The organism is Acinetobacter sp. I-MWF, assembly GCF_025433935.1.
GTDB classification, from domain to species: domain Bacteria; phylum Pseudomonadota; class Gammaproteobacteria; order Pseudomonadales; family Moraxellaceae; genus Acinetobacter; species Acinetobacter guillouiae.
Genome location: NZ_JAMBAR010000001.1, coordinates 2,842,721 through 2,856,211 on the forward strand (window position 1 = coordinate 2,842,721; position 13,491 = coordinate 2,856,211).

Annotated in this window: 14 protein-coding genes; 12 read left to right on the forward strand and 2 right to left on the reverse strand. The window is 38.0% G+C overall.

The features are described 5' to 3' along the window. Window positions 1-356 precede the first annotated feature (356 nt). The 8 genes from M2R48_RS13210 to M2R48_RS13245 all read left to right on the forward strand — a co-directional run bounded on the left by M2R48_RS13210 (window position 357) and on the right by M2R48_RS13245 (window position 9,300). Window positions 357-1,136: an RDD family protein gene (locus tag M2R48_RS13210; RefSeq protein ID WP_034613420.1), complete on the forward strand. Its 780-nt coding sequence runs from the start codon at window positions 357-359 to the stop codon at window positions 1,134-1,136. 295 nt (window positions 1,137-1,431) lie between these two features. Beyond that, window positions 1,432-2,496 carry a ubiquinol oxidase subunit II gene (gene cyoA / locus M2R48_RS13215; protein ID WP_004822435.1) on the forward strand — a complete coding sequence of 355 codons (1,065 nt, stop codon included), beginning with the start codon at window positions 1,432-1,434 and terminating at the stop codon, window positions 2,494-2,496. 3 nt (window positions 2,497-2,499) lie between these two features. Beyond that, window positions 2,500-4,491, forward strand: a complete 1,992-nt coding sequence (cyoB, locus tag M2R48_RS13220) for a cytochrome o ubiquinol oxidase subunit I (RefSeq protein ID WP_004719352.1) — start codon at window positions 2,500-2,502, stop codon at window positions 4,489-4,491. Between the two features lie 4 nt (window positions 4,492-4,495). Beyond that, entirely contained in the window at window positions 4,496-5,116 is a 621-nt protein-coding gene (gene cyoC, locus M2R48_RS13225; RefSeq protein WP_056512630.1) for a cytochrome o ubiquinol oxidase subunit III, read from the forward strand. Next, on the forward strand, window positions 5,113-5,439 hold the full coding sequence (gene cyoD, locus M2R48_RS13230) for a cytochrome o ubiquinol oxidase subunit IV (protein ID WP_171066910.1): 327 nt from the start codon (window positions 5,113-5,115) through the stop codon (window positions 5,437-5,439). The genes cyoC and cyoD overlap by 4 nt, the downstream gene beginning before the upstream one ends. A 6-nt stretch (window positions 5,440-5,445) precedes the next feature. Further along, window positions 5,446-6,324 (forward strand): heme o synthase, encoded by an 879-nt coding sequence (gene cyoE, locus M2R48_RS13235; RefSeq protein ID WP_004719345.1) that lies wholly within the window; start codon window positions 5,446-5,448, stop codon window positions 6,322-6,324. Window positions 6,325-6,410: 86 nt separating this feature from the next. Then, a complete protein-coding gene (locus M2R48_RS13240) occupies window positions 6,411-8,543 on the forward strand; it encodes a hypothetical protein (RefSeq protein WP_262086405.1) in 2,133 nt (710 codons plus the stop codon). A 7-nt stretch (window positions 8,544-8,550) separates the two neighbouring features. Next, entirely contained in the window at window positions 8,551-9,300 is a 750-nt protein-coding gene (locus M2R48_RS13245; RefSeq protein WP_262086406.1) for a DUF3142 domain-containing protein, read from the forward strand. A 60-nt stretch (window positions 9,301-9,360) separates the two neighbouring features. Here M2R48_RS13245 and M2R48_RS13250 read toward each other — a convergent pair whose 3' ends face one another. Then, the gene (locus tag M2R48_RS13250) at window positions 9,361-9,846 is read right to left on the reverse strand and encodes a hypothetical protein (RefSeq protein ID WP_262086407.1); all 486 of its coding nucleotides are present in this window, start codon (window positions 9,844-9,846) and stop codon (window positions 9,361-9,363) included. 266 nt (window positions 9,847-10,112) lie between these two features. Between M2R48_RS13250 and rpsF the strand changes: the two genes are divergently transcribed. The 4 genes from rpsF to dnaB all read left to right on the forward strand — a co-directional run bounded on the left by rpsF (window position 10,113) and on the right by dnaB (window position 12,859). Then, window positions 10,113-10,499, forward strand: coding sequence for a 30S ribosomal protein S6 (gene rpsF / locus M2R48_RS13255; RefSeq protein ID WP_004719337.1), 387 nt, complete (start codon window positions 10,113-10,115; stop codon window positions 10,497-10,499). A gap of 11 nt (window positions 10,500-10,510) precedes the next feature. Continuing rightward, window positions 10,511-10,738 carry a 30S ribosomal protein S18 gene (gene rpsR, locus M2R48_RS13260; protein WP_004719336.1) on the forward strand — a complete coding sequence of 76 codons (228 nt, stop codon included), beginning with the start codon at window positions 10,511-10,513 and terminating at the stop codon, window positions 10,736-10,738. A gap of 9 nt (window positions 10,739-10,747) precedes the next feature. Beyond that, window positions 10,748-11,194 (forward strand): 50S ribosomal protein L9, encoded by a 447-nt coding sequence (gene rplI / locus M2R48_RS13265; protein WP_004719333.1) that lies wholly within the window; start codon window positions 10,748-10,750, stop codon window positions 11,192-11,194. A 219-nt stretch (window positions 11,195-11,413) separates the two neighbouring features. Beyond that, a complete protein-coding gene (gene dnaB, locus M2R48_RS13270) occupies window positions 11,414-12,859 on the forward strand; it encodes a replicative DNA helicase (protein WP_004719332.1) in 1,446 nt (481 codons plus the stop codon). A gap of 57 nt (window positions 12,860-12,916) precedes the next feature. Here the strand turns inward: dnaB and M2R48_RS13275 are convergent, their stop codons facing one another. After that, a complete protein-coding gene (locus tag M2R48_RS13275; protein WP_004719330.1) occupies window positions 12,917-13,339 on the reverse strand; it encodes a DUF4259 domain-containing protein in 423 nt (140 codons plus the stop codon). Window positions 13,340-13,491: the final 152 nt, after the last annotated feature.

Sequence of the window (13,491 nt, forward strand, 5' to 3'; positions counted from 1 at the left end):
ACCCTCTAGCAGGGTCTTTTTTATGTATATTTTTTAAACTTTGATTTTAATATTCTATGAAATATCAGATTTAAGATTGGTAGTTTTTAACGTAGATGCAAATATTCGATATATCGTTGGTGTATTCAGTTTTCACATCTGTGTTTGAATGTTAAACCAAGTTTCAGGGCCACTCCTCTGCTGCTAAATAGGTTAATTTTTCTTGATATTTTAAGATTTCGTGTAAATTTAATGTTAATACATTCAAAAATCTAGTATACATAGTGGTTTAAAAAAGTAGGTGAACAAAGTTGCGGTTATGTTCATTTTCATCTACCAATTTTGTACTTTTAGATTTATTTTGAGAATTGAGTTTTATGCAAATTTACTTGGCGAGAAATAACCAACAAGCTGGTCCGTATTCAATTGAACAACTGAATCAAATGCTTGCAAGCCAGCAAGTACTTTTAACAGATTTAGCTTGGCATCAAGGATTAACGGAATGGAAAGCGCTTGGTGAACTTACACAAGGTAAACTTGTTTATGAGCCTATTGGTTATGTCACACCAACGTCATCAAACAACGAACAAATTGATCGTCAACAAAATCCTGCTATCACCAATATAAAAATTGAAAAAAGTACAAAAAAAATCATTAAAGCGGCACCTGTAGGCAAACGAATCTCAGCCAAACTTATCGATTTCGCCCTTTTGTTTTTACCCCAATTCATCGCTATTGCTTATTTTATGCCTGAAGATGCAATCAAAGTTGCTTCAGATGGTTTTTCAGTAGACAACCAAGTTAAAATTGCTGAAATGATCAGTCAAAGTATGCCAGCCTATCTGAATATTGCTCTGATGGTCTTTGTACTTATTCTCTTGATCACTCAATGCTTTATGATTACTAAATTTGGGCAATCTATTGGTAAAAAAATATTCAAACTGCAGATTGTTGATGTCAATACCAATCAATTGCCAGGGTCACTAAGAGGATTTTTTGTTCGTTCATTTTTATTTCTTATCCTGTCTCAAGTTATGAGCGTATTACCTCTGATTGCCATCATTTTCATTGTTGATTTGTTCATGTTTTTCTCTAAAGAGAATTATGCATTACATGATCGTATTTCTAAAACCAAAGTTATTGATCTTTCAGAATAATTCAAATGGCGGTTATACCGCCATTTTTTATCGCTCGCCAAGCACAAAATAATAATTTATGTTTTTGTTTTCCTTATAATTCCGACTAAAAATATCAGGTATTTTTACATCAATATATTCAACCTCTATGTATAGCTAAGTTTGACGATATGAGGCATAATGCCCTACAACGTAGCGGTGTCAGATCATTGAGAATGTTTTCTATTTAGAAATAATAGTCATTTTCAATCATGCGGCACTTTAATCGCTATCCCATATTTATATAGGGAATGGGACTCTTCACCGAGGTTGTAAAATGAGACAAACGACTTTAGCTGTATTGTCTTTATCTGCGATCGCCGCACTCTTAACTGGGTGTGGTGGTGATATAGTACTTCTAAACTCTAAAGGTCCAGTCGCTGAAGGTCAAAGTAGCCTGATGATGACTGCGATCTACTTAATGCTATTGGTCGTAATTCCTTCGATCTTGATGGCATTGTGGTTTGGTTGGAAATATCGCGCGTCAAATAAAGATGCAGACTATAAACCTACATGGGCACACTCTACTGCGATTGAAATTGTAGTATGGGGTATCCCATGTATTATTATTGCTATTCTTGCGTATTTAACATGGTGGGGTTCACACAAATATGACCCTTATAGACCATTAACGAATACTCAAGGTCAGATGGAAGAACATTTAAAAATTCAAGCAGTCGCTGAACAGTTTAAATGGGTATTTATCTATCCTGAACAACAAATAGCTACAATTAACGAAGTTCGTTTCCCAGTCAATAAACCAATTGAATTTCAAATCACTTCTAACTTTACAATGAACTCGTTCTTCATTCCTAAGTTAGCAGGTCAGGTTTATGCAATGGCAGGTATGCAAACTAAGTTACATATGCTTGCAGAACATCCAAGTCCAGCAGATGGCTACCGTGGATTCTCAGCAAACTATAGCGGCTATGGCTTTACGCAAATGCGTTTCAGAGCTCATGCTGTTTCAGATGCTGACTTCAACACTTGGGTAGACGCTATTAAAGCAGGTAAAGGTACTTCAATTAATCCTGAAGCGATCCAAAAAACCACGCTTGATGCGACTGAATTTGCTACGCTCAAAGATGGTGATCGTTCTAAACACCAAATTGAAGCAATGCTGAACAATGCGCATACTCCAGAAGAACTTAAAGCTGCACACGAAGCTGAACGTAAAGGTCCATTCCCTACTAAGCCTCATCCTGTGACTTATTATTCTTCAGTTACGCCTGACTTGTTCAAAAGCATTATCAACACTTACATGAGCAACTACCATGGTGCAGACCATGCAGGCGCTGAACATGCAGGTGCTGAACATGCAACTGCTTCTGTAGGGGAATAAGACATGTCTTTGTTATTAGGTAAACTCAATTGGGATGCAATCCCTAAAGAGCCGATTGTACTTGTAACAATGGTCATTATGGCTCTTGGTGCAATTGCAGTTTTCGGCGGTATCACCTATTTCAAAAAATGGGGTTACCTCTGGAATGTATGGTTTAAATCTGTAGACCATAAAAAAATTGGTATTATGTATATCCTTGTGTCTGTTGTGATGCTACTTCGTGGCTTCGCAGATGCAATCATGATGCGTCTTCAACTGTTCCTTGCAAAAGGTGGCGGTGAAGGTTACTTACATCCAGACCATTACGATCAGATCTTCACCGCACATGGTGTAATCATGATCTTCTTCGTAGCAATGGGTCTTGTTGTTGGTATGATGAACATCACTGTACCACTTCAAATTGGTGCGCGTGACGTTGCATTCCCATTATTAAACTCTGTGAGCTTCTGGTTATTTGCTGGTGCTGCTGGTTTGATGATGGTTTCACTAGTATTAGGTGAGTTTGCTGCAACAGGTTGGATGGCTTATCCACCTCTTTCTGGCATTCAATATTCTCCTGGTGTTGGTGTTGACTACTATATCTGGGCACTCCAGGTTTCTGGTCTAGGTACGCTTTTAACGGGTGTTAACTTCTTTGTTACCATCATCAAAATGCGTGCGCCTGGTATGAAACTTATGGACATGCCGATCTTTACTTGGACTGCACTTTGTACAGCAGTATTGATCATTGCATCTTTCCCAGTATTGACTGCAACAATTGCAATGTTAACGCTTGACCGTTACTTCGGTTTCCACTTCTTCACCAATGAGCTTGGCGGTAGCCCAATGCTTTATGTGAACTTGATTTGGACATGGGGTCACCCAGAAGTATATATCTTAGTATTACCTGCTTTTGGTCTTTACTCTGAAATCGTTTCAACGTTCTCTCGTAAAACGTTGTTCGGTTACAAGTCTATGGTGTATGCAACGATTGCGATTACAGTACTTGCTTTCGTGGTATGGTTACACCACTTCTTTACCATGGGTGCTGGTGCCAACGTTAACGCGTTCTTCGGTATCATGACCATGATTATTGCGATTCCTACTGGTGTGAAAATCTTCTCATGGTTATTCACTATGTATAAGGGTCGTATTACCTTTACATCACCAATGTACTGGACACTTGGCTTCCTTGTGACTTTCGGTATCGGTGGTTTAACGGGTGTATTGATGGCTGTTCCACCAGCGGACTTCTTGGTACACAACTCTTTATTCTTGATCGCTCACTTCCATAACGTAATTATTGGTGGTGTTGTATTTGGTATGTTCGCAGGTATCACTTTCTACTGGCCAAAAATGTTTGGTTGGAAGTTAAATGAAACTTGGGGTAAAGCATCGTTCTGGTTCTGGTTCTTTGGTTTCTATTTTGCATTCATGCCACTTTATATCCTTGGTTTCATGGGTATGACACGTCGTTTGAATACATATGATAACCCTGAATGGGACCCATACTTAGCAATTGCTTTGTTTGGTGCTGTGCTTGTAGCAATCGGTATTGCTTGTTTCTTAATGCAAGTTATTGTTGGTTTCTTACAACGTCACGACAACATGGACAACACAGGCGATCCATGGGATGGTCGTGTACTTGAATGGTCTACTTCATCCCCTGCTCCGTTCTATAACTTTGCTGAAATTCCAAAAATCAATGGTATTGATACTTTCTGGAATGACAAAGAGAATGGTGTAGCGTATGCACGTCCTGAGAAATATGAAGATATTCATATGCCAACTGACCGTGCTGCTGGTTTTGTTATTGCCTTGTTCATTACAGCAATGGGCTTCGCTTTAATCTGGCATATCTGGTGGTTAGTCGTTGCAACTTTCCTTGGTGCTGTTATCAGCTTCATCGTAAGTTCATTCACTAAAAAAGTGGACTACTACGTACCAGCTGCTGAAGTAGAACGTATCGAAAACGAGCGTTATGCTTTACTTGAAAAACACTTGAAGAAGGACTAAGGATATGGCTGAAGTACTTCATCACGACAACCACGGACACGATGAACATCATCATCACGATGATACAGACATCACCGTCTTTGGTTTCTGGACATACTTGATGAGTGACTTGATTTTATTCGGTACACTCTTCATCGCGTTCGCTGTATTAAGCAGTCATATTCCGCCTGGTACTCCAAGTCCAAAAGAGTTATTTGGTGAGTCTTTAGGTTTCGTACTTGTTGAAACCTTTGCTCTCTTGATTTCTTCTGTGACTTTCGGTTTTGCGGTACTTGCTTCTTACAAGAAAAATGTCAACCAAGTGCTTATGTGGTTAATTATCACTTGGCTCTTTGGTGCAACATTCATCGGTATGGAACTTTATGAGTTTAATCATTTAGTTCACGCTGGTCATGGTCCTAGCCACAGTGCGTTTTTGTCTGCGTTCTTTACCCTTGTAGGTACGCACGGTATCCACGTAACATCTGGTTTGGTCTGGATGATCGTATTAATGGTTCAAATCAAGAAAAATGGTTTGACTGTTCCAAATACACGTCGTCTTGCTTGCCTAAGTTTGTTCTGGCACTTCCTTGACATCGTTTGGATCTGTGTATTCAGCGTAGTTTATTTACTGGGAGCTTTATAATGAGTCATGATCATAATGCTGCTGGTGCTTCGCACGGAAACATCAAACAATACTCTATCGGCTTCATTCTTTCAGTTGTATTGACCATCATCCCTTTCGGGATGGTGATGAAAGGAATGACTGGTGGTGCAGTTGTTGCAACGATTGCGATCACTGCGATTGCTCAGGTTCTTGTACAATTAGTTTTCTTCTTGCACATGAATTCATCTTCTGAACAACGCTGGAATGTGATTGCATTCATCTATACGATTCTGACGATTGCAGTACTATTAATTGGTTCTGTATGGATCATGAACTACTTACATTCAAACATGATGCTCTAGGGTGTCATGTTGAAAAAATATCTATTCCTGACTAAGCCAGGAATTCTCTTTGGTAACTTCGTTACCACTTTGGGCGGCTTTTTCTTAGCCGCTCAAGGTTCTGTAGATTTCCTTTTACTTCTCATCACATTACTCGGTACTACGCTTGTCGTTGCTTCTGGCTGTGTGGTGAATAATGTCATTGACCAAGACATTGACCAAAAAATGCAACGTACAATGAATCGTGCGCTCGTCAAAAAAACCATCAGCCCAACAGTTGCTTTAATTTTTTCTGCTGTGCTCGGTTTAATTGGCTTTGCTTTGTTGTGGTTTTTTGTCAACGCCTACGCATTTGGCTTTGCTGTACTCGGCTTTGTTGTGTATGTGATTTTTTATAGTCTTTGGAGTAAACGTACTACCATTCACCAAACTGTGATTGGAAGTATTTCTGGCGCAAGCCCTCCTGTAATTGGATATACTGCTGTTTCCAACGGATTTGATGTTGCCGCTTTGCTGATTTTTTTAGCTTATGCACTCTGGCAAATGCCACATTCTTGGGGAATTGCAATCTATCGATTTGATGATTATAAAAATGCAAATATTCCAATTTTACCTGTAGCCCGTTCAATTTTTCGCACGAAAGTTGAAAGTTTAATTTACGTTATTCTGTTTGCTGCAGTTTTAAACGGATTGTATTGTTTTGGCTATACCAACATTTTCTTCCTTATTACCTTTAATGCTTTATGTGCCTATTGGGTATATTTGTCGATTATTGGATTTAAAGCTGAAAATGATCAGGTCTGGGCAAAAAAATATTTTTTGTATTCCGTCATTCTAATTACAGCGCTCAGTGTGAGCTTTAGTTTTAGTTATGTCTCCCCTGCACCTCATTTGCCACTGTTTTAAAAAAAGATAGAGTTCTCTCTATCTTTTTTTTATCTGCATAAATAAAATTAAAATATTAAAAATTTTATTATAACGATAGGCACTTTATGCTTTTTAAAAATAAAACACTGCAATATGTCTTTCTTGTCGGTTTACCTTTGGTAGTTCACCCTACTTCTAGCTTTGCTGGCGCTGCAGAAGAAATCGCATCACCAACTTTTGACCTAAACAACAATCAATATCGTATATTAAATCTCCCCATACTCTATCCAGCCAATGACAATAGAACCAACATGATGCTACTGCTAAGTGACAAAGGTTTAGCAAGTATCAAAGTATTTGAAGTTGATAAAATGAGTTTATGGGATACGTCTAGTGGCTTAGTCCCTTTTTACCCTACCGAATTAACTCAAGCATCTGAAAATAAAATTCCAAACAAACGTGCTTTTTATGATGCAAATGATCACGTCTATGATGAGCGCTGTATAACGCTCAAATCTGGTGCTGAAGTTTTTCTTCAACAAGTTTCAAATCACAAGAAAATATCTCAAGACGAAAAAAGCAGCTTGTTAGAACAACGAAATCAGATTAAAGATTGTCAACAAACTATTCCACTGATTCAGGTCAATGCGCAATGGACGCAGTCCGCTCAACAGTATGCTTCTTATTTAAATGGGATCATTTTATTTTACAAAGCTAACTATTCGTCAGCAACTAAAATATTTACAGCTCTAAGCCAAGTTGATGACCCTTGGTTAAAAGAAACCGCTCAATACATGCTCATCCGCACATCATTAAATGAGTTGTATAGCCAGTCATTAGGAACTTATGGTGATTTAGATACTCAAAAAGTTGATCAAGCGCTTCTTAAAACTTTTTTTAATCGCATTACTGATTATTTTAAGCTTTACCCTAAAGGTCAATACGTAGCCAGTGCTAGAGGCTTTTTACGCCGAGGCTACTGGATTGCTAATCAACAAGATGCGCTAGTCAAAGAGATGATTTGGCAGATGGATCACCCCAGATCAGATTATTACAATCTCGATATGTCCACATTGGCGGCCGAAATAGATCGCAAGGTATTTGGTTTAGAAAACTTCAACGCAAAAACACTCAACGATCCTTTCTTTTTAGCCATCTATGATCTGATGTATATGCGTCAGAGTGATTCTACGCAGTACCGGCCAATTAGCTGGTCCGAGTTAAATGCACAAAAACCTGTATTTAAGGAGCAAGCTGAGTTGTTCCGTTATTTACAAGCCGTTCATTTATATTTTATTCAGAAAAAACCGCAAGATGCGTTAAATTATTTACCGAAACAAAAACCCAATTCCATTCAAAATTATTTAGAACTCAGCCAATATACGCTTAAAGGGGTCATTCTTGAAAAAAGTAGCGATAAAAATCTGGTTGAACAATATTGGGATCATTTACTCGCAATTTCTGCTAATCCTTATCAAAAAGCTTTGGCAGAAGTCGCCCTAGCGATTCACTATAAAAACACCAATAACCAAAATGCCTTTTTAGGAAATCATTCAAAAATCAAACAAGCCACCTTACAGAAAGCATTCATTACTCAAATTGCCGATGTCAAAGCTTTAGAAAGTATCATTACTGCCAAAGACAGTTCAGCTGATAAAAAGAATCTGGCTTTATATACATTATTAGATAAAAGCTTAATGAGTCAAAACTATGCGGTATTCAATAAAGCCTATACCACATGGTTACCTCAAGATGCCTCAGAATACAAAGCATACAACAGCAAAATTAAAGCTTATAAGTCAGAACCCCACTTCGAAGTTTTTGTTTGGAATGGTCATGAAATTACACCAACGCTCAAATGCCCTAAATTAAGTACCTTAACAGCTGGCTTAGAAAAAAATCCAAAAAATTTAACTTATCGTTTATGCCTAGGCGAATATATGCGTAATCAAGGCACTGCTTTAGAAAGTTTTTATGGTGACTATTACTATGGTCCAAGTTTTAGCCAGCCGAAAAATGCCTTTACAGGTGAAGCTTTTAGTCGTGGTGAGGTCTATAAAGAAATTATTAAATCGAATTCTAAAAGTGAATTACAAGCTTATGCGCTTTATCGCGCTGTTATGTGTTATTCGCCGAGTAGTATAAATGTCTGTGGTGGAAAAGAGGCCACAAAATCCACACGCAAACAATGGTACGCACAAATTAAACGTGACTATCCAAATACCACATGGGCAAAATCTTTAAAATATTATTGGTAGTTGATTCATGCTTAAACAGATTTTCTCGGTTCTACTGACAATCCAATGTTGTTTAGGATTAATGGCATGTCAACCGAGTCAATCCGCGACAGCCTCAGATCAGGTCAATGCAAATGACTATGATGCCTTTTGGATTTGGGGAAATATCAAGTCTGCGCCTTATTTAAGTAAAGCTAAGGAAATCTATATTTTACAAGGTGAAGTTAAGCTGGAGAAAAATTCCAACCAATCTATCTTGATCCAACAAGGCATTTCTGTGGTTAAAATTCCACATCAGAAAGTATGGTTAGTTTTTCGAAATCATCATCTAAATTGGCAAGGCGCTGAAATAGAAAAAATTTTACAACGCGTCCGACAGTGGGAAAGCGCAGGCAATCACATTCAAGGTATTCAAATCGACTTTGATGCACCAACTAAAAATTTAAAAGCGTATGGCTTATTTCTACAACAGCTTAGAAAGCAGTTACCACAGCATTATCAACTCAGCATCACCAGTTTGATGGATTGGGCCAATCTGCGTGATCCAGTTACACTTAGGCTATTTAGAGAAAATATTGATGAAATGGTGATTCAAACCTATCAAGGCACTACGACTATTCCAAATTATCAGACTTATTTAACCAAGGCTTCAACATTGAAACTGCCTTATAAAATTGGCTTGGTACAACATGGTAAATGGGATCAGCAACTTAAATTTGATACTGATCCAAACTTTAAGGGTTTTGTGGTGTTTTTATTACGACAAAATAAATCATAAATTAATCTAATCAATAAATTCACGTTTTTATTCAATTTAACGTCTAATTGAGTGACCCAATTAACTTCCAAAAAAAACAGAATCATGCTCAAACCGAGCAAATAACGTATCCATTTTTCCTGCATATTTCATATCCAGTTGATGCCATAATTTTTTCGGAAGTGGAATAAATTCTAATGTGTCTGAACCATCAGAAGCTTTGCAGAAACGGATTTCATACTCAGGTTGTAAAATTTCATTGAGTGCCCGTAGTGTGGTATCACGATCAGCACCTTCTCCTTGATAAGGAATCAACAATGATTTTTCACCATAATGAATTGTGATGCTAAAATCTTGTTGATTATCAGCATCTTCAAGTTCAGCAGACAATTGTCCAGTTTCTAAAATATTTTCACAATAGCCAATAATTGCATCATCCTCTTCTCTCCAATCCACCACCATGACAATATCATAACGACCATCAAAAACATCAAAGTAAAAGTCCTGTGTAGGGTTTTCAATATAAGATTCAATGGTTTCAAGTTTTTCAGCGCTGTAGTTTGTCATTTTAGCGATCCATATTTTTATTCATTTTCAATCTAAATAGGTACAAGATGAAATTCAATCTCGAGTGTGTAAAATTTTAGTGGTTATTCCAATAAATATTTGAATATTAAATTGTGTTTGCGCACAAACTTTCCTATAATAGGCGCTCGCAATTTTTGCGGCACAATCTATTGGCTTTTAAACTGTTGTTTAAAGTTTATGCTGATTGTGACTCCTTGCTTCAATCTTTTTAAGGTTGGGGCTGTATAAACCGTAAGGAGCTGACAATGCGTCACTACGAAATCGTAATTCTGGTACACCCAGACCAAAGCGATCAAGTTGTGGGAATGGTAGAACGCTACATTTCTCACATCAAAGATGCTGAAGGTCAAATTCACCGTCTTGAAGATTGGGGCCGTCGCCAATTGGCTTACCCAATTAACAAAATCCATAAAGCGCATTACATTTTAATGAACATTGAATGTAACCAAACTACGCTTAATGAATTAGAAGAATTGTTCCGTTATAACGATGCAATCCTTCGTAACGTGATTATCCGTCGTGAAAACGCAATCACTGAAGAATCTTTACTCGCTAAGAGTGCTGAAGAAAAACGTGCGCGTAAAGCTCAACGTGAAGAAGCACAACAAGCTCAAGATTCTGTTGAAGCATAAGGAGAACATCAATGGCACGTTTTTACCGTCGTCGCAAGTTCTGCCGCTTTACAGCTGAGAACGTTACGTACATCGACTACAAAGATATCGACACTTTAAAACAGTACATCACTGAAAACGGCAAGATTGTTCCTAGCCGTATTACAGGTACTAAAGCTCGTTACCAACGTCAATTAGCGCTTGCTATTAAACAAGCTCGCTACTTAGCGTTGATTCCTTACACTGACAATCATAAGTGAGGTTGAGCCGTGGATATTATTTTATTACAACGCATTAAAAACCTTGGTAAATTAGGCGATAAAGTTTCAGTTAAAGCTGGTTACGGCCGTAACTACCTTATCCCTCAAGGTAAAGCAGTTGCAGCGACTGAAGCGAATACTGCTGCATTTGAAGCTCGTCGTGCAGAACTTGAGAAAGGTGAAGCTGAAGTTTTAGCTGCTGCTCAAGCACGTGCTGACCAATTGAACGAAGTAAACATCGTTATCACTGCGAAAGCTGGTGATGAAGGTAAATTATTCGGTTCAATCGGTACTCGTGATATCGCTGACGCGTTAACAAATGCTGGTCTTGTTGTTGACCGTGCTGAAGTTCGTTTACCGAACGGTGCACTTCGTCACACTGGCGAATTTAACATCGCAATCCAATTGCATCATGATGTTACTGCTGAAGTTCTCGTTACTATCGTATCTGAGTAATTTCTTGCAGAAAAAAAGAGCATACTTTTGTATGCTCTTTTTTTATCTTTAAATTTTACCTCGGATCAGCTGAAATTGTTTCTAGTTGATTCATTCCCCTACTTATCGGTATTACTGTTAGATACTTTTAGTATTTTGCATTAAGATAAGTGAGTACTTCAGTACACACGTACATTACGTAAATAATGTTTTTGCACGATTTAAAAATCAAGGTTTTATATGTCTCAGGCAACTGCCACAGCTCAACAGAATCCCTTCAGCACTGATGCAAAAAACAAAGACAATGCACAGTTAAAAGAGTTTCGTACGCCTCCTCATAACTTGGCAATTGAACAAGCTGTACTGGCTGCATTGATGACGGTTGCTGAGTCTTTTGAACAAGTCAGTGATACTTTGAATGAAACTGATTTTTATGCAACACGCCACAAATATATCTTCCGTGCAATCGAAAAACTGGCACAAGAAAACTCTCCATATGATGCAGTTTTAGTCAACGATTGGCTGATTAAGCAAAACTTGCTTGATGCAATTGGCGGTGAAGAATATTTAATGCAATTAATGTCCGATTCACCTTCAAGTTTCTATAACCTAGAAACCTATGCGGGCAAAATCAAAGAATTTTCAACTTTAAGAAGCATGATTAAAGTAGGCAATGAAATCCTGCAAAATGCTTATGACACCAAAGGTCGTGAAGTGAGTGAAATTCTTGATCTTGCTGAAACCAATATTTTCTCTATTGCAGAACAACATAATAACAATGCCAAAGCACAAGGGCCAAAAGCCATTACCTCAGTTGTAGCAGACGTTTTTGATAAGTTAAATGAACTTTCTCAAATGGAAGGCAATATCACTGGTTTAACCACAGGTTTTATGGAGTTAGACAATAAAACCTCTGGTATGCAAGCTGGTGATATGATCATTGTTGCTGCACGTCCGTCGATGGGTAAAACAACCTTTGCCATGAACCTTGTAGAAAGTGTGTTATTTAACTGTGATCTTCCAGCACTGGTTTTCTCTATGGAGATGCCAGCAGACTCTATCGCCATGCGTCTCATTTCAGCATACGGTAAAGTCCATCAAGGGCATTTACGTTCAGGTAAACTTGATGGCGATGAATGGTCTAAAGTCACAGGAACCATTTTACAGCTACAAGAAAAACATCTTTATATTGATGATTCATCTGCACTGCCACCAACGGAACTTCGAGCACGTGCACGACGTATTGCCAAACAACATGGTGGCAAGCTGGGTTGTATCATGATCGATTATCTACAATTGATGAAAGTGCCAGGCATGGGTGATAACCGTGTCGGTGAGATTGGTGAAATTTCACGAAGCTTAAAAGCCCTTGCCAAGGAAATGATGTGCCCTGTTATTGCACTGTCACAGCTTAACCGTTCTCTGGAAAACCGCCCAAATAAACGTCCGGTAATGTCCGACTTACGTGAATCAGGTGCAATCGAGCAGGATGCCGATTTAATTATGTTTATTTACCGTGATGAGGTTTATAACAAAGAGTCGAAAGAAGCAGGCACAGCTGAAATTATCATTGGTAAACAACGTAATGGCCCGATCGGGACTGTACGTTTAGCCTTTGAAGGTCAATACACGCGCTTTAGTAATCTATCGCCTGAGTATTATGCGCAATATCAAGATGAAGAATAATGCTGATCAATAAAGTTAGCATCATTTAACACTGCTGTTGAGATGAGATTTTAATCTTCAAATCTTGGAACTTAAAGTCTCTCTCAATGTTTCAATATTCTTAGTCCATTCATCATAATCATCTGAATCTTGCCAAAGCTCATCCAATTCGGAGTTTTCACTGGTCAATAATAATAATGCAGTCAATGCTTTGGGAATAAGCGCATAATTGACATTGTTTTTATTTTGTTCAAGCCATTTTTCTACAGGTTCAGGATAATATTCATTTTCTTCAATCCCTTCACCAAATGATTTAGCTAAAACATCTGCTGCAGCATGCGCAATACAACCAATATCGGCATCGATAAACTCTTCGGTTGCCATATCAATCATTTCATCAAAAGCTTGTTCAATGACAACATGCCCATCTTGCTCTTCAAACTCATAGGCCCAATCACTTGCAGTATCATTTCCAAATGGTTCATGTGACCATGTTCCCATACACCCTCCGAAATAAATCCTTAAATTTAAATATAAAATGTACGATTTTATTTAAAAAATAAAGTGCAATATCTTTACAAATTATGTGCAAAGCGCTTAGCAAAAATTTTATCGATACAAAATCAATAAACCATTCAAAACACAAATGTTTA

Excerpts from the sequence above, each read along its gene's own strand:
- cyoB (WP_004719352.1), top strand. The coding sequence starts at position 2,500 with ATGTCTTTGTTATTAGGTAAACTCAATTGGGATGCAATCCCTAAAGAG.
- cyoA (WP_004822435.1), top strand. The coding sequence starts at position 1,432 with ATGAGACAAACGACTTTAGCTGTATTGTCTTTATCTGCGATCGCCGCA.
- rpsR (WP_004719336.1), top strand. The coding sequence starts at position 10,511 with ATGGCACGTTTTTACCGTCGTCGCAAGTTCTGCCGCTTTACAGCTGAG.
- rpsF (WP_004719337.1), top strand. The coding sequence starts at position 10,113 with ATGCGTCACTACGAAATCGTAATTCTGGTACACCCAGACCAAAGCGAT.
- cyoE (WP_004719345.1), top strand. The coding sequence starts at position 5,446 with ATGTTGAAAAAATATCTATTCCTGACTAAGCCAGGAATTCTCTTTGGT.
- M2R48_RS13275 (WP_004719330.1), bottom strand. The coding sequence starts at position 13,339 with ATGGGAACATGGTCACATGAACCATTTGGAAATGATACTGCAAGTGAT.
- M2R48_RS13240 (WP_262086405.1), top strand. The coding sequence starts at position 6,411 with ATGCTTTTTAAAAATAAAACACTGCAATATGTCTTTCTTGTCGGTTTA.
- cyoC (WP_056512630.1), top strand. The coding sequence starts at position 4,496 with ATGGCTGAAGTACTTCATCACGACAACCACGGACACGATGAACATCAT.
- M2R48_RS13210 (WP_034613420.1), top strand. The coding sequence starts at position 357 with ATGCAAATTTACTTGGCGAGAAATAACCAACAAGCTGGTCCGTATTCA.
- M2R48_RS13245 (WP_262086406.1), top strand. The coding sequence starts at position 8,551 with ATGCTTAAACAGATTTTCTCGGTTCTACTGACAATCCAATGTTGTTTA.
- dnaB (WP_004719332.1), top strand. The coding sequence starts at position 11,414 with ATGTCTCAGGCAACTGCCACAGCTCAACAGAATCCCTTCAGCACTGAT.
- M2R48_RS13250 (WP_262086407.1), bottom strand. The coding sequence starts at position 9,846 with ATGACAAACTACAGCGCTGAAAAACTTGAAACCATTGAATCTTATATT.